Source organism: Variovorax paradoxus (assembly GCF_029919115.1).
GTDB lineage: Bacteria > Pseudomonadota > Gammaproteobacteria > Burkholderiales > Burkholderiaceae_C > Variovorax > Variovorax paradoxus_O.
Genome location: NZ_CP123990.1, coordinates 2,956,862 through 2,972,056 on the forward strand (window position 1 = coordinate 2,956,862; position 15,195 = coordinate 2,972,056).

The 15,195-nt window shown below is 64.4% G+C and carries 17 protein-coding genes; 6 read left to right on the forward strand and 11 right to left on the reverse strand.

The genetic code is table 11. The annotated features are described in order from the left end of the window. Nucleotides 1-7: 7 nt before the first annotated feature. Nucleotides 8-1,033: an ABC transporter substrate-binding protein gene (locus QHG62_RS14445; protein WP_281146338.1), complete on the reverse strand. Its 1,026-nt coding sequence runs from the start codon at nucleotides 1,031-1,033 to the stop codon at nucleotides 8-10. A gap of 403 nt (nucleotides 1,034-1,436) precedes the next feature. Between QHG62_RS14445 and QHG62_RS14450 the strand changes: the two genes are divergently transcribed. Next, complete coding sequence (locus tag QHG62_RS14450; protein WP_281146339.1) at nucleotides 1,437-2,519, forward strand: aromatic ring-hydroxylating oxygenase subunit alpha; 1,083 nt, start codon at nucleotides 1,437-1,439, stop codon at nucleotides 2,517-2,519. 337 nt (nucleotides 2,520-2,856) lie between these two features. Here the strand turns inward: QHG62_RS14450 and QHG62_RS14455 are convergent, their stop codons facing one another. After that, entirely contained in the window at nucleotides 2,857-4,158 is a 1,302-nt protein-coding gene (locus QHG62_RS14455) for a D-amino acid dehydrogenase (RefSeq protein WP_281146340.1), read from the reverse strand. A gap of 128 nt (nucleotides 4,159-4,286) precedes the next feature. Between QHG62_RS14455 and QHG62_RS14460 the strand changes: the two genes are divergently transcribed. Then, nucleotides 4,287-4,754 carry a winged helix-turn-helix transcriptional regulator gene (locus QHG62_RS14460; protein ID WP_055803119.1) on the forward strand — a complete coding sequence of 156 codons (468 nt, stop codon included), beginning with the start codon at nucleotides 4,287-4,289 and terminating at the stop codon, nucleotides 4,752-4,754. A 70-nt stretch (nucleotides 4,755-4,824) separates the two neighbouring features. Next, on the forward strand, nucleotides 4,825-5,223 hold the full coding sequence (locus QHG62_RS14465; RefSeq protein ID WP_281146341.1) for an OsmC family protein: 399 nt from the start codon (nucleotides 4,825-4,827) through the stop codon (nucleotides 5,221-5,223). A 31-nt stretch (nucleotides 5,224-5,254) separates the two neighbouring features. Here QHG62_RS14465 and QHG62_RS14470 read toward each other — a convergent pair whose 3' ends face one another. Further along, nucleotides 5,255-5,587, reverse strand: a complete 333-nt coding sequence (locus tag QHG62_RS14470; RefSeq protein WP_281146342.1) for a winged helix-turn-helix transcriptional regulator — start codon at nucleotides 5,585-5,587, stop codon at nucleotides 5,255-5,257. Between the two features lie 126 nt (nucleotides 5,588-5,713). Here QHG62_RS14470 and QHG62_RS14475 point away from each other — a divergent pair, with 126 nt between their 5' ends. From QHG62_RS14475 to QHG62_RS14485, 3 genes are all read left to right on the forward strand, one after another. Next, the gene (locus QHG62_RS14475; RefSeq protein WP_281146343.1) at nucleotides 5,714-6,586 is read left to right on the forward strand and encodes an NAD(P)-dependent oxidoreductase; all 873 of its coding nucleotides are present in this window, start codon (nucleotides 5,714-5,716) and stop codon (nucleotides 6,584-6,586) included. Nucleotides 6,587-6,689: 103 nt separating this feature from the next. Continuing rightward, nucleotides 6,690-7,586, forward strand: a complete 897-nt coding sequence (lpxO, locus tag QHG62_RS14480) for a lipid A hydroxylase LpxO (protein WP_157615143.1) — start codon at nucleotides 6,690-6,692, stop codon at nucleotides 7,584-7,586. Between the two features lie 43 nt (nucleotides 7,587-7,629). Continuing rightward, on the forward strand, nucleotides 7,630-7,854 hold the full coding sequence (locus QHG62_RS14485) for an oxidoreductase-like domain-containing protein (protein WP_281146344.1): 225 nt from the start codon (nucleotides 7,630-7,632) through the stop codon (nucleotides 7,852-7,854). Nucleotides 7,855-7,859: 5 nt separating this feature from the next. Here the strand turns inward: QHG62_RS14485 and QHG62_RS14490 are convergent, their stop codons facing one another. The 8 genes from QHG62_RS14490 to QHG62_RS14525 all read right to left on the reverse strand — a co-directional run bounded on the left by QHG62_RS14490 (nucleotide 7,860) and on the right by QHG62_RS14525 (nucleotide 15,132). Continuing rightward, nucleotides 7,860-8,336 carry a nucleoside deaminase gene (locus tag QHG62_RS14490; RefSeq protein ID WP_281146345.1) on the reverse strand — a complete coding sequence of 159 codons (477 nt, stop codon included), beginning with the start codon at nucleotides 8,334-8,336 and terminating at the stop codon, nucleotides 7,860-7,862. A gap of 10 nt (nucleotides 8,337-8,346) precedes the next feature. Further along, nucleotides 8,347-9,117: an ABC transporter permease gene (locus QHG62_RS14495; protein ID WP_258501850.1), complete on the reverse strand. Its 771-nt coding sequence runs from the start codon at nucleotides 9,115-9,117 to the stop codon at nucleotides 8,347-8,349. Between the two features lie 9 nt (nucleotides 9,118-9,126). Next, nucleotides 9,127-9,984, reverse strand: coding sequence for an ABC transporter ATP-binding protein (locus QHG62_RS14500; RefSeq protein ID WP_281146346.1), 858 nt, complete (start codon nucleotides 9,982-9,984; stop codon nucleotides 9,127-9,129). Next, complete coding sequence (locus tag QHG62_RS14505) at nucleotides 9,984-11,018, reverse strand: ABC transporter substrate-binding protein (RefSeq protein WP_281146347.1); 1,035 nt, start codon at nucleotides 11,016-11,018, stop codon at nucleotides 9,984-9,986. Before QHG62_RS14505 ends, QHG62_RS14500 begins: the two co-directional genes overlap by 1 nt. A 234-nt stretch (nucleotides 11,019-11,252) precedes the next feature. Then, nucleotides 11,253-12,254, reverse strand: a complete 1,002-nt coding sequence (locus QHG62_RS14510; RefSeq protein WP_281146348.1) for a TRAP transporter substrate-binding protein — start codon at nucleotides 12,252-12,254, stop codon at nucleotides 11,253-11,255. A gap of 45 nt (nucleotides 12,255-12,299) precedes the next feature. After that, on the reverse strand, nucleotides 12,300-13,565 hold the full coding sequence (locus tag QHG62_RS14515) for a TRAP transporter large permease (protein WP_281146349.1): 1,266 nt from the start codon (nucleotides 13,563-13,565) through the stop codon (nucleotides 12,300-12,302). A 1-nt stretch (nucleotide 13,566) separates the two neighbouring features. Next, on the reverse strand, nucleotides 13,567-14,181 hold the full coding sequence (locus tag QHG62_RS14520; RefSeq protein WP_281146350.1) for a TRAP transporter small permease: 615 nt from the start codon (nucleotides 14,179-14,181) through the stop codon (nucleotides 13,567-13,569). A 36-nt stretch (nucleotides 14,182-14,217) separates the two neighbouring features. Continuing rightward, entirely contained in the window at nucleotides 14,218-15,132 is a 915-nt protein-coding gene (locus QHG62_RS14525; protein ID WP_281146351.1) for a dihydrodipicolinate synthase family protein, read from the reverse strand. Nucleotides 15,133-15,195: the final 63 nt, after the last annotated feature.

Here is a 15,195-nt window from a genome sequence, read left to right on the forward strand (position 1 = left end):
TCTTGGCTCATGTCTTGGAGAGGGTACGTTCGCTCCGCGATGGCAGCATCGAAGTGTTGAAGATGGCGTCGGACGCGGGCTTGACCTTGAGGCCGAATACATCGACGACTTCGTCGACCTGCTGCTCGAGCGTGAGTTTCTTTATGTCGCCCAGGCCATGGCTCCGCGTGTCAGCCGCGCCCACGTATTGCGCCGTCACGCCCCAGCGCTCGAGCTCCATCTTTTCGTCGAGGATGGGTTCGCGCTGGCGCATGGCCGCAATGCTGGGCGCCGGGTTGGCAAAGGTCTCGACGATGGCGCGGTTGGTGGCGCGCAGAAAAGCCGCAACCAGCTTGGGGTTCTGCGCAATGAGGTTGCTGCTTGCCAGAATGGCGTTGCCGTACAGGTCGACGCCTGCGTCCGAATACTTGAGCACCGACAGTTCCTCGGCCTTCATGCGTGCGAAGAGCGAGATGGCTGAATCATGGAAGTAAGTGGCTGCATCGACGTCGCCGCGCACCATCACGTTGTCGCGCGCGCTGAAGTCGGTGGTCTGCCATTGGAATGCATCGCTGCGCATGCCTTGCTTGCGCGCCACCATCGGCCACGCGCGGCGGGTCGATTCGACGGCCGCCGCGGCCACCTTCTTGCCCGCCAGGCTCTTGAAGTCGCCGGTCACGCCGCGGTCCTTGCGGCCGATGATCACGAAGGGTGCGCGGTTGTAGTACTGGTACACGGCCTGCACCATCGGGGTGCCCGGGTTCTGCGCATTGAACTCGACCAGCGAGCTGATGTCGCCCAGGCCCATCTGGTAGACGCCGCTCGCAATGCGCGTGATGGAGGCGACCGAGCCGGCGCCGGTGTCGATGGTCACGTCCAGGCCTTCGTCCCTGTAGTAGCCCTTGCTGTGCGCGAGGAAGAACGGCGCGGTCTGCCCGTTGATGCGGAAATCGAGCGTGAACTTGAGCGGGGTCAGCTTGCCGCCGCCTTGGGCAAAGACGGCAGGGGCGGCAAGGGTAGCGGCACTGGCCGCAAGAAAGAATCGACGTTGCATGTGGGGCCTCGGAATTCTCGGGTCTTGAACCCTCCCGCCCAAGGCAGGAGGCACTTCAAGAGCAATTTCCGGGCGGGCGCACAACCGTGGTGCGTGCGCTGCTGAACGCTTCTACTCTTGCGCAAGTTCATGCACGAGCCATGCCAAGCCGCATGCCACGGTCTTTTGCTCGGGCATTGCCGTCGGGTGCTTGGAGGCTGCGTCGGCCCGGGCCACAATGTGGGCGCGCAATTTGCATGGCAAGTGGCGCAGAGTAGAAGCGTTCAGCCCCCGCGGCAGGAAATTGCTCTTTCAGGTTCGTTCGTACCCACGCGCAAAGAGTAGAAGCGTTCAGCCCCCGCGGCAGGAAATTGCTCTTTCAGGTTCGTTCGTACCCACGCGCAACAACAGAAGGAGTTCACGCATGCTCGTCACCCAACAACCCGTCTTCCGCAAGTTCTGGCATGCCGTCATGCCGCTTGCCGACCTGGCCCATGGCCCCAAGCCCTTCACGCTGCTGGGCGAAGACATCGTTCTTTTCATCGATGCCGACGGCCAGCCCGCTGCGCTGCGCGACCGCTGCTGCCACCGCACGGCCAAGCTTTCGAAGGGCTGGTGCGTCGACGGCGAAGGCAAGGCCTGCGGGCAGGGGGCCATCCAATGCGGTTACCACGGCTGGACCTACGACCGCAGCGGCCAGGTGATCCGCATTCCGCAGTACGAGCCCGACCGAAAGATTTCGCCGGAGTACAAGACGACCGCCTACCGCTGCACTGCGCGCTACGGCTATGCATGGGTGGCACTGGAAGAACCGCTTGCGGATATTCCGGCGATTCCGGAGTTCACCGACCCGGGCTACCGCACCATCTTCCAGTTCTATGAAGAATGGCAAACCAGCCCGATGCGCGCGCTGGAAAACTCATTCGACAACTCGCACTTCAGCTTTGTGCACCGCGCCACCTTCGGCGTGGCCGCAAGCCCGAAGCCGAGCAAGTACGAGCTGGTGGAAAACGAAAACGGCTTCCATGCGGAAACTGTGATCGAGGCGGTGAACCCCGCCAAGTTTCACGCCATCAGCGGTGTGACGGACCCGATCACCACGCGTCACATGCGCAACGCTTATTTCCTGCCGTTCTCGCGCCGGCTCGACATCGAATACCCGAGCGGCGTGCGCCACATCATCATCAACTGCTTCACGCCTATCGACGATGGCCGCATGCAGCTGTGCCAATGGCTGTTCCGCAACGACACGGAGGCCGATTGCGCGGCGCAGATGCTGATCGATTTCGACGAGGAGATCACGCGCGAGGACAAGGACATCCTCGAATCGACAGATCCCGATGCGCTGGTCGATACGCGGCGGCGAGGTGTCGAATATTCAATGGAGTCCGACCGGCCGGGGATGCTGATTCGCAAGCACCTGATGCAGTTGCTTGCGAAGCATGGCGAGGCGGAGGTTTACCGCGGGATGAACGCTGTGACCATTCCGATTGCGAAGGCTGCGTGAGTTATTTGGCGCCGTTGTTCAGGGCGGCGCACCCGCCGACGGGGTACCTTTCTCCGCGAATGTCCCCCGGCCTGCGGCCTCCTCCGCGAATGTCCCCCGGCCTGCGGCCTCCTCCTTTATTTCGCTGCGCAAGGCACCCCGCCAGCGGGAGCGTTATACGGAGCAGTCGTTGATCAGCGATACACCACGAGCGTGCCCCAGTGCACAGGGCATCGGGTGCTCCCCGCAGCGAAATAAAAGAGGAGGGGCGTAGCCCCGGGGGACATTCGCGGAGGGGAGTACCCGGTGGCCTCTGCACGCGCCCCGAACAGCGGCCCAAAACCGCAGGCCTCAGGCCTCAGGCCGCAGCAGTCGCAGGATTCGGACGCCGATGGTGCGACGTCCCTTGGGTGTAGCGGTCCATCGCCAGCCCGTCCGTGCGAATCTCCGGCCGCTGACCCGTCACAAGGTCGGAGATCAGCTTGCCCGAGCCGCATGCCATCGTCCACCCCAGCGTGCCGTGACCCGTGTTCAGGAACAGGTTCGGGTAGCGCGTGGCGCCGACGATGGGTGTGCTGTCGGGCGTCATCGGGCGCAGGCCGGTCCAGAAGGTGGCGCGCGGCAGGTCACCGCCGGGGAACAGGTCGCTCACCACCTTCTCGAGCGTGGCGCGGCGATGCGGATTCAGCCGCAGGTCGAAGCCGCCGAGCTCGGCCATGCCGCCCACCCGGATGCGGTTGTCGAAACGCGTGACCGCCACCTTGTAGGTTTCGTCGAGCACGGTCGATTGCGGCGCCAGCGATTCGTCGAGGAGCGGCACGGTGAGCGAATAGCCCTTGACGGGATACACCGGGATGTCCAGCCCCAGCGATGCGATGGCCGCACGCGAATAGCTGCCGAAGGCCATCACATAGCGGTCGGCTGTAAGAATCTTGCCGGCCTTGGTGCGCACACCGGTGATGCGGCCGCCGTCGGTCTCCAGTCCGTCGATGGTCTGGCCGAAGCGGAAGTCCACGCCCAGTCCGCGCGCGATGTCGGCGAGGCCGCGCGTGAACAGGTGGCAGTCGCCGGTTTCATCGTTCGGCAGGCGCAGGCCGCCCGCGAGCCGGTCGCGCGCGCCGGCCAGCGCCGGCTCCACGCGAGCGAGCGCATCGCGGTCGAGCAGTTCATACGGCACGCCGCATTCCTCGAGCACCGCGATGTCGCGCTGCACCGCGTCGAGCTGCGCCTGCGTGCGGAACAGCTGCAGCGTGCCGCCGGTGCGCTGTTCGTATTGAAGGCCCGTTTCGGCGCGCAGTTGCTGCAGGCAGCCGCGGCTGTATTCGGCCACGCGCATCATGCGTTCCTTGTTCACCGCGTAGCGCTCGGGCGAGCAGTTGCGCAGCATGGCGGCCATCCAGCGCAGCTGGAACAGCGTGCCGTCCGGGCGGATCGACAGCGGCGCGTGCTTCTGGAACATCCACTTGATCGCCTTCAGCGGAATGCCCGGCGCGGCCCATGGCGTCGAGTAGCCCGGCGACACCTGCCCGGCGTTGCCGAAGCTGGTTTCCTCGGCCGGGCCGGCCTGACGGTCGAGCAGCGTCACGTCGGCACCCGAGCGCGCGAGGTAGTAGGCCGTCGTGGTGCCGATCACGCCGCCGCCAAGAACGATGACTTTCATGGATATTTACCAGAATGAAGGTGAATACACGAAATCTAAGGCGCACAATGCGGTGGATTTCATCGTTTTCAAGCGGTTTTCAGTGAAATCCACTGAAAACTTTTGTCCAATGCCTCGCGTGGAGTGAAATGCCCGAACTCGACCGCATCGACCGCAAGATCCTCGACCTGCTGCAGCGCCAGGGCCGCATTTCCATGACCGAACTGGCCGAGCGCATCGGCCTGTCGGCATCGCCTTGTGCCGAGCGCGTGAAGCGCATGGAACGCGAAGGCGTCATCAGCGGCTACCACGCGCATGTGTCGCCCGAGGCGCTGGGCAAGACGCTGCTGGTGTTCGTCGAGATCAAGCTATCCGCCAAGTCGGGCGACGTGTTCGACAAGGTCCGCAAGGAGCTGCTCCACATGCCCGAGGTGCTCGAGTGCCATCTGGTTTCGGGCAGCTTCGACTACCTGGTGAAGGCGCGCCTGAGCGGCATGAGCGAGTACCGGCACCTCTTGGGCGACATTCTCAAGAAGCTGCCCGTGGCGGCCGAATCGCACAGCTACGTGGTGATGGAAGAAATCAAGGAAACGCTGATGCTTGCGGTCGACCGCTGAGCAAGGCCACGGGCTACCATCGCGCCCGGCATTCACAGCCACTCCCACATTCACCACCAAGGACATCGGCATGAGCATCACGGTCCGGCGCGACGGCATCACGGGCACGCGTCACATTCTCAAGATTCGCAGCCACGAGATCCCCATCGATGCCTCCCCAGCCGGTGGCGGCAGCGATGCGGGGCCGGAGCCGCACGACCTGTACGACGCCTCGCTGGCCGCGTGCAAGGCGCTCACCGTGCTGATCTACGCGCGGCGCAAGGGCATGCCGGTGGAAGACATCGAGGTGATTGTCGACCGCGACGACAGCGAGGAGCGCAAAGGCATCTACCGCCTGAAGTCGAGCCTGCGCGTGACCGGAGAGCTCACCGAGGCGCAGCGCGACGAGTTGCTGCGGGTCGCGGGCAAGTGCCCGGTGCACCGGCTCATGACCGAAGTAAAGACTGAAATCGAAACCGGCTGGGCCTGACCGGCACGGCCACTCGGGGCACCGGCAAAGTTCAGCGCGCCGCGCTCGCACGCCTGGCGTAGCGGTCGCCCCAATCGGCCAGCGGCCCGAGCGCCGCGTTGAGCGAAGCGCCGAGCTTCGTCTCCGAATACTCCACCCGCGGCGGCACTTCGTGGAACACCTCGCGGTGCACGATGCCGTCCGCTTCCAGTTCGCGCAGCTGCTGGATCAGCATCTTCTCGCTGATGTCCGGCAAGAGCCGCTTCAGCTCGCCGAAGCGGCGCGGCTGGGCATGAAGCTCCCAAAGGATCACGGCCTTCCACTTGCCGCCGATGACCTCGAACGCGGGGCCGATGCCGCAGTTGTAGGGTTTTTTGGCTTTCATCCGTTCTTGCCCTTGTTGGTTCATTACATACGTTTTGGTAAGTACCTCACTTTATTGTAGGTACTTGACCGTTGGAGAGTGCGATTCCTACGATGCAGGCCTCTTCACAACTTGCGGACGACTGGCATGAGCAACAAGGAAATTACCGTACTGGGCCTGGGATCGATGGGCGTGACCATCGCGCGGCTCTACCTCGACAAGGGCTACAAGGTCACGGTGTGGAACCGCACGGCCGACAAGGCCGCGGCGCTGGTGAGCCGGGGTGCCGTGCTCGCGCGCGGTGCCGCCGAAGCCTTGCGCGCAAGCCCGGTGACCCTGATGTGCGTGTACGACTACCGCGCGGTCGACGCGATCCTTGGCGCCGAGGGCGTGGCCGCGGCAATGGACGGCCGCCTGCTGGTGCAGCTCACCACCGGCAGTCCGCAGGACGCGCGCGATGCCGAGGCCTGGGCGCACCGCCAGGGCGCGACCTACCTCGAAGGCGCCATACAGGCCGCGCCCGACCAGATGGGGCAGCCCGATACGCCCATTCTCATGTCAGGTGCACAGCAGGTATTTCGCGCGGCCGAGCCGTTGCTCGGCGTTCTGGGCGGCGGCATCGTGTACCTGGGCGAAAAGGCCAGCGCCGCTGCGGCCATGGACTTGGCCACCCTGTCGACCATCTACGGCACCATGCTCGGCTTTTTGCACGGCGCGCGCGTGGCCGAGCATGAAGGCTTCGACGTGGCGGAATACGGCCGCATCGTGGCGGGCATCATGCCCACCTTCGCCGGGTTCCTGCAGCACGAAGGCAGTGTCATCCAGTCGGGCGACTTCGCAATATCGCAAAGCCCCATGCGCATTTCGGTGGAAGCGACCCAGCGAATCCTGCAGACCGCGCAGCAGGCCGGTATCAACACCGAATTTCCGGCGTTCGCGGCAGGGTTGTTCAGGCGTGCCGAGGCGGCAGGGCTGGGCGGAGAGGAACTGGCGGCGCTGATCAAGCTGCTGCGCAGCTGACGGGCCTGGAGGGGCCAAAAACGGCCAAAAAGGGCATAGAAGGCCGCTCAGGCCGGAAGAAGTGTGAAGAATTACACTACGACCCGCTCTACAGGACACTTTAATGAAGTGGGTCATTCTCGCCATCTTCGCGCTCAGCGCACTCTACGTTCACTTCCGCGGCCAGGTTCGGCATCGTTTTTTCAGGCAGCTGTCTGATCACTCGACCTTCCTGGCGCCGTTGAACGCCTTCATGTACATCTTCTCGAAGGTGCCGAGCACGCCGTACCTGTCGCCCGCGCAGTTTCCGGAGATGCGCGTGCTCGAAGAGAACTGGGAAGTCATTCGCGAAGAGGCGCTGGCCATGCGCAACGGCGGCAGCATCAAGGCCTCGAGCCAGTTCAACGACGTGGGCTTCAACTCCTTCTTCAAGAGCGGCTGGAAGCGCTTCTACCTCAAGTGGTACGACGATGCGCATCCCTCGGCCGCCGTGCTGTGCCCGCGCACCACCGAGCTGCTCAAAGGCATCGGCACCATCAAGGCCGCCATGTTTGCCGAGCTTCCGCCGGGCAGCCGCCTCGTGCGGCACCGCGACCCGTTCGCGGGATCGCTGCGCTACCACCTGGGCTTGTGGACGCCGGGCGTCGAGGGCTGCTACATCGACGTGGACGGCCAGCGCTACCACTGGCGCGACGGCGAGGCCGTGGTGTTCGACGAAACCTACATCCACTACGCCGAGAACACGACCGACAAGGACCGCGTGATCCTGTTCTGCGACATCGAGCGCCCGCTGAAGTACCGCTGGGCCAGCGCCGTGAACCGCTGGTTTGCAAAGAACCTGCTGGCCGCGGCCGCTTCGCCCAACGACGTTGGCGACAAGACCGGCGGCATCAACCGCGCGTTCAAGTACATCTACCAGATCCGCGTCATCGGCAAGCGGCTCAAGGCCTGGGACAAGCGGGCGTACTACCTTGTGAAGTGGTCGATCTTCGGCGGCCTGGCACTCTGGATCTTCTGGTAAGGCGCAAGCCTTCTGTGCGGCTCTTGGCCGCCGCGGCCAGCCTATGCCGTTCACAGACAAAGACCTGCCTGTTCCCGTCGACCTTGCCAGCGCCCAGGCGCTGATCGTGGCGGTTCAACTCGAAGCCGCCGCGCAGCGAATCACCCTGCGTGTGCCGCCGCCCGAACCCACGACCTGCTGCGGGCGCGGCTGCAATGGCTGCGTGTGGGAAGGCTGGCTGGCAGCCATCGCGTATTGGCGCGACGAGGCGTCGCTGCTGCTGGCCTAGCGCTACTAACGCGCTTCCCAGAAGCCGCGGTGCGTGGCGATCATCTCGTCCGCCACTCCAGGCACCGGCCCGATCACTTCGATCTTCTTCTGCCCGCGAGCGAACACTTCGCGGCAGGGCAGACTCAGCGTGGGGTTTTCGGGGTGGTCGCCCGTGAGCGCGAGCAATGCGCTTTCTTCCGCCCCGTAGATAACGCGGCCAATGTTTGCCCAATAGCTGGTGCCCGCACACATTGCGCAAGGCTCGAAGGTTGTCACCAGCGTGCATTGCCACAGGTAGTCTGCCGGCCAGTTTTGCGCGGCATGGCGCGCGAGCGTGGCCTCGGCGTGGTTCACCGTGTCGATGTTGCCCTGCTCGGCCAGGACGGTTTCGCCGTCGGGCGCAATAAGCACGGCGCCGAACGGGTGCCGTCCCATGGCCATGGCGCGGCGGGCCACCTCATCGGCCCGGCGCAAGGCGCGAATGATCTGGTCGTGCGTCATGAGCCGCGCCTCACTGGTTTTGCGATCCGCGATGCGCCCAGCCGGTCGTGTGCTTCTCGATCACGCTGAAGAGTTCGTACATCAGCATGGCCATTGCGCCCACCACCATCAGGCCCGCGAAGGCCAGGCCCATCTGCATGGCCGAGCCGGCGGAAATCAGCAGGTAGCCGATGCCTTCGTTGGCGGCCGTCATTTCGCTCACTGTGGTGCCGACAAAGGCCAGCGTGATCGCGACCTTGAGCGAGCCGAAGAAGTACGGCATGGAGCGCGGCAGGCCAATTTTCACAAGCACGTCCCAGCGCTTGGCGCCGAGCACGCGCAGCACGTCTTCCAGCTCGGGCTCCAGGGTGGCAAGGCCGGTGGCAATGTTCACCATGATCGGGAAGAAGCTGATCAGGAAGGCCGTGAGAATGGCCGGGCCGACGCCGATGCCGAACCACACCACCAGGATGGGCACGAAGGCCGCCTTCGGCAGCGCGTTGAAGGCCGTCATGAGCGGATAGATCGCCGCATACGCGATGCGCGAGCTGCCGATCACGAAGCCCAGCAGCACGCCCACCACAATGGCCAGGCCGAAGCCCGCCATCGTGACCCAGAAGGTGCGCCATGCATGGCCCGCGATGATTTCCTTGAATTCCCAGAACTGGTTCCAGATGCGCAGCGGGCTCGGAAAAATGAAGTCCGACACGCCGAAACCGGCGCAGATCACCTGCCACAGCAGGATTACCGCCACGAGCAGCAGCCAGGGCGACCAGCGTTCGATTTGCTTGGTGTTCTTCATGGCGCGCCTTCAGTGGGACACCGCGGCCGCTGTTTGCGCCGCGCTGATGCCCGTGTTGCGAATGGCGCCGATGTGCCCGCGCAGCTCCAGCACGATGTCGGTGAACTCCTTGGTGTAGGTGAGCTCAAGCTCGCGCGGACGCGGCAACTCGATCTCGCGCTTGACCACGAAGCGGCCCGGGCTCTTGCTCATCACATAAACCGTGTCGGCCAGGAACACCGATTCGCGCAGGTCGTGCGTCACCAGGATGACGTTGAACTGCTGCTCGGTCCAGAGGTCGCGAAGAATGCACCAGAGCTCTTCGCGCGTGAAGGCGTCGAGCGCGCCGAAGGGCTCGTCGAGCAGCAGCATCTTTGGCTCGTGGATGAGCGCGCGGCAAATGCTTGCGCGCTGCTGCATGCCGCCCGAAAGCTGCCACGGAAACTTGTCTTCATAGCCTGCAAGGCCCACCTTCTGCAGCAGCTTGCGCGCGCGCTCGACGTATTCCTTGCGCTTGGCCTTGAAACTCGAACGGTAGGGCTCGACGATTTCGAGCGGCAGCAGCACGTTGTCGACCGTGGTGCGCCACGGCAGCAGCGAAGGCGCTTGAAACGCCATGCCCGAGATCTTGAGCGGCCCGGTCACGGGCTGCCCATCGATGCGGATCTTGCCCATCGACGGCATCTTCAGCCCCGTGGTGAGCTTCATGAACGTCGACTTGCCGCAGCCCGACGGCCCGACGATGGCGATGAATTCCCCGCGCTTCACCTTCAGGTCGATGGCCTCGACCGCGAAGTGGTTGGCGCGCAGCAGCTCTTCGTTGTAGGCGAGCCAGACGTCCTGAAAGTCGACGAAGGGAGCTGCGGCCTCGCTCGATGCGTCTGCCATCACTTGCGCAGCACGCCGTTGAGTTCGGCTGCGGGCGGCAGCATTGCCGCGGTCCACACCGCGTCTGGGCTCACGCGCGTCTTGGTGTTGAATGCGTCCGACACTTGCGAAGCCATCAGCGACATGCGGCCGGCGTTCACCGCGCCAAAGCCTTCGCTGCGCGCGTCGGCGCTGTTGATCACGGTGTCGATGGCCAGCTGCAGGCGGCGGGTTTCGAGCTTGCTGTCGATGATGCCGTCGCGCGCTTTTACCGATTCGATGGCCACAGCCGGGTTGGCGATGACTTCCTTCGCGCCCTTGGCAAACGCCGAGAGGAATTTCTTCACCGCTTCAGGGTTCTCCTTGATGAGCTTGGGCGACGCGATGATCACGTTGCCGTACAGCTTCACGCCGTAGTCGGGGTAGGGCAGCACGACGATGTCGGCCGCCTTGGCGCCGCGCGCCTCCAGGTTGAGCAGCGAGGTAAAGGTGAAGCCCGTAATCGCGTCGATGTCGCCGCGGATCAGCATGGTTTCGCGCAGCGTCGGGTCCATGGCGGTCCAGTTGACGGCGCCGATGTTGTTGGCCTTGGCAAAGATCGGGAAGGCGCGGCGGCCCGCGTCGAACACCGGTGCGCCGAGCTTCTTGCCGGCCAGGTCAGCCGGCTTGGTGATGCCGCTCTTCTTGAGCGTCATGACCGATGCCGGCGTGTTGTTGTAGACCATCATCACCGCGACCGGCTTGTTGGGGCTGTCGGGGTTGTTGGCGTGGAATTCCATCAGCGCGGCAAGGTCGGCAAAGCCCATTTCGTAGGCGCCGGAGGCCACGCGCGTGACGGTACCGCCCGAGCCATTGCCCGCGTCGATGGTCACGTCCAGGCCCGCGGCCTTGAAGTAGCCCTTGGCGGCAGGGTGCAGGAACAGCGCGGCCGGACCTTCGAAGCGCCAGTCGAGCTGGAACTTGATCGGCGTCGTGGTCTGGGCAAGGGCCGACGAAAGGCCGAAGCTGAGGGCCGAGGCGGCGAGGAAGGACTGGAGCAGTTGGCGCTTGTTCATGCGAAATCCGTTGGAGGTGAATGCTTCTGCATTCAAGCAAAAACGGTGCCCGCACGCGATTGGTGCGAACCCTTCCGGTGAACTGCCGCGGTGCAATGTGGCGGCGGCAATGCACCTTCTTTGTGAGTTCTCGCGGATTTGGTCGAAAGGAGCGCCGCTGCCGAACCAGGTTGGGGCGCCGGCCTGGCCGGGCGGCGCCGCGGTGGTGGCCCCGCGGTGGCCCGGCGCGCAGGCTCAGAGCGTTGCGCCGATCTTGCGCAACTCCGCAATCTGCGGCGCCTTCGGCAGCCAGATCTTGTCGAACTCCGCAATGATCGGCGCGGGGTTGTAGCCGGCGTCGCTCTTGATGGCGATGCCGCTCGCCTTGAACTTGTCGATCAGGCCGAGTTCGGTGGTCACGATGTCCCTGATCTGCGCGTCGAGCGACTGCTTCACCAGGTCGGTAATGAGCGCTTTGTCCTTGGCGTCGAGCGTCTGCCAGATGCGGCCCGAGACCAGCGGCGCAAAGGGCATGAACAGCGCATTCATCGGCAGCATGGTCTTCGCGACCCGGTCGAAGCGCTGGTTCCAAGAAAACTCGATGTCCGCCTCCAGCCCGTCGACCTGGCCGTTCGACATCGCGTCGAAAACGGCGGGGGTGGGAATCGGCGTGGGCGCGGCACCGAGCAGCTGGTAGAAGTCGCGGTACACCGGCGTCGGGTTGATGCGCAGCTTCATGCCCTTGAGGTCGGTCGGCGTGGAGATGGGCTTGGTCGAAAACACCACCCGCATGCCGGTGATGCCCCAGCCCAGGCCGATGGTGCCGGTTTCGCGCGGCAGCACGTCGAGCAGCTTGAGCGCGGCAGGTGTGCGCACCAGCGAGGCCACGTTGGTGGTGGAGCGCACGAGGTAGGGCGCGTTGATGGCGGCCACGCTGGAGACGCGCGAGCCGAGCTCGGCGGCCTGGATCCAGCCCATGTCCAATGCGCCGGACTGCAGCTGCTGCATCATGGCCGACTCGTTGCCCAGCTGGCCCGAGTGAAACACGGTGGCGCTCAGGCGCCCATCGGTCGCCTTCTTGAGTGCTTCGCCGAAGCTCACTGCGGCACGGTTCCACGAGTGGCCGGCCGGCGTGATGATGCCGAGGCGAAACTCCTTGGCGGCCGCTGCGCGCGACACGGTGCTGAAAAGAGCGGACGACGCGGCAGCGCTACCGGCTGCGGCCTGAATGACGAACTTGCGGCGGGAGAGAGACATGCGAGGCTCCGGGTTGGGTGAAGAAAAAGGGGGCGCCTGCCCGGCCTACTTGAGCAGGGCGAGCGACAGGCTTGGAAAGAGCGACAGCAGCACCAGCGCCGCGCAGCAGATCAGGAAGAACGGCAAGGTGACGATGAACATCTTTCCGGGCTTGGCACCCGTGACTGCAGAAGCCACGAAGAAGCTCAGGCCCACCGGCGGCGTCATCAGCCCGAGCACAAGGTTGATCACCACCACCACGCCGAAGTGGCGCGGGTCGATGCCGTAGATCTCGGTGGCAATGGGCAGCAGGATAGGCACGGTCATGATCAAGCCCGGAATGCCGTCGATCACGGTGCCGATCACCAGCAGGATCAGGTTCACCAGCAACAGGAACGCAATCGGGTCTTTGGCCACGGTCTGGATCCACGCGGCCGTGGCTTGCGGCACCTTGCCGTAGATCAGAAGCCACGAGAACACCGCCGCGGCGGCCACCAGGAAGAGGACCACCGCGGAATAGATCGCAGATTTCAGCAGGATCTGCGGAATCATCGCGAAGCGGAATTCCCTGGTGACGTAGCGGCCCACCAGCACCGCAGCCACCGCGCCCACGGCCGCGGCTTCGGTCGGGTTGGCAAAACCGCCAAGAATCGAGCCGACGATCACGATTGGAATCAGCAGCGTGGGGCAGGCCGTGAGCATGGTGTGCAGCCGCTGCCTGATGGTTCGCTTGGCGGTGCGCGGGTAGTTGTAGATCAAGCCCATGCACGCAATCACGATGAAGAACAGCGCCGTGAGAATCACGCCGGGAATGATGCCGGCGATGAGCATGTCGCCCACCGCCACCTGTGCGAGCACGCTGTACACCACGAACATCACCGAAGGCGGAATGATCGGCCCCAGCATGCCGCCGTACACCGTGATGCCCGCCGCAAAGGTCTTGTCGTAGCCCTGCTTCTCCATCTCGGGCACCATGATCTGGCTCATGATGGCCACCTGCGCGGTGGCTGAGCCGATGATCGACGACACCAGCATGTTGGCGAGGATGTTCACGTAGGCCAGCCCACCTTTCACCGAGCCGATGAAGGCCAACGCCAGGTCGACAAGGCGCTTGGTGATGCCGCCGCCGTTCATGACTTCGCCGATCAGGATGAACAGCGGAATCGCAATGAGGCTATAGCTGTCCACACCGCCGAACATCTGCACCGGAAACGACTGGAACAGCACGGTGTCGCCCGAGTTCAGGATGTACACGATGCCCGACAGGCACAGGCAGGCGCCAATCGGCACGCCGACCAGCATGATCAACAGAAAAAATGCAGAGGTCAGCATGTCAGTTCACCGCGTCGGCGTTGGTCACATGGAACTCGGCGTGCGTGCGGCGGGGTTGCAGGCCAAGGTCTTCGACGAGGTTGGACAGCGCATGCAGGCTGAGGGTGGCCGAGAAGACCGGCAAGATCAGCTGGATGGCCCAGGTCGGCCAGTTCAGTGTTTGCGTGCGCTCGGTATAGAGAAAGTTGAAGGACTCGGCCGCGTATTCCTTGGCATCGAAGCCATAGCGCACGATGCCCACCGGGTCCATGTAGAGCCAGCACATGGCCAGCAGGGCCAGGCCCAGCAGCAGCACACCGCCCGACGCCGCGGCCTTGGCAATGCGCACTGCTTTTTCGCCGAGCTTGTCGGTGAGCAGCGTCACCGCAAAGTCGAGCCGCAGCCGCGTCATTGCGGAAGCGCCGATGAAGGTGAGCCACACCACGCAGTACACAGAGGCCTCGTCGACCCAGTAGAGCGGCACGCCGCCGTAGCGCGTAACCACGTTCAACAGCACCAGCACGATGAGCAGGCCCATCAGGCCGGAGAGAAGGCGGCGCTCGCAGCGCAGGACGAAGTCCGACGCGTCGAGCACCCGGCGGGAGAAGCCCCCGCGTTCCAAGGCATGTTCTTTCATGGTGTTGTGGCCTTGCGGTGAAGGTTGCGCGACGCGTCAGGCGACCGACTGGTACTGCACAGGCCGTGTGGCCAGCGCCTTCTTCACGATCGCCTCCACAGCCGCGCGCTCCTCGCCGACCAGGGGCAGGCGCGGACGGCGCATGTGCTCGCTGCCCACCCCCACCAGCGCATCGATCAGCTTCAGGTTCTGCACCAGCTTGGTCGACACATCCAGGTGCAGCATCGGCGTCATCCACTGGTACAGCTTCAGCGCCTCGGCAAACCTGCCCGCCTTCATCAGGTCGTACAGCGCCACCGTCTCGCGCGGGAATGCGCAGCCCACGCCCGCCAGCAGGCCATCGCAACCCAGCGCCAGGCCTTCGTAGGCGAGGTCGTCCACCCCCAGGAACAGCTGGTAGCGATCGCCCACCGTGTTGCGCAGGTCCGTGACCCGGCGGATGTTGTCCGTGCTCTCCTTGATGGCCGCAATCCACTCGCAGTCCGCCAGCTGCACCATGTGCTCGGGCTTCAGGTCCACCCGGTAGGCCACCGGGTTGTTGTAGACCATGATCGGCTTTTGCGCCGCATTGGCGATGGTGCGCACATTCAGCATTGCCTCGCGCGCATCGGCCACGTAGATCACCGAGGGCATCACCATGAAGCCCGCCACCCCCAGCTTGTTGGCCCCGTCCACATAGCGCAGCGCTTCGCGGGTGCTGGTTTCCGACACATTCGCCAACACCGGGATGCGCCCGTCGGCCGCCTCCAGCGCGATCTGGGCCACCTGCAGCTTTTCTTCCAGCGTGAGCGTGCTTGCCTCCCCCAGCGAGCCGCAGGTGACCAGGCCGTGAATGCCGTTGCGGATCTGGAAGTCGATGTGGCGCGCGGTGCCCTCCGCGTCGATGCGCTCGTCGGCGTGGAACTTGGTGGTGATGGCGGGGAAGATGCCTTGCCAGCGGGGATTGGTCATGGAGTGATTCCGAAAGTTCGGTGGGGTTGACGAAGAGCCGGCCTGGCCAGCATTGCTGTAAAT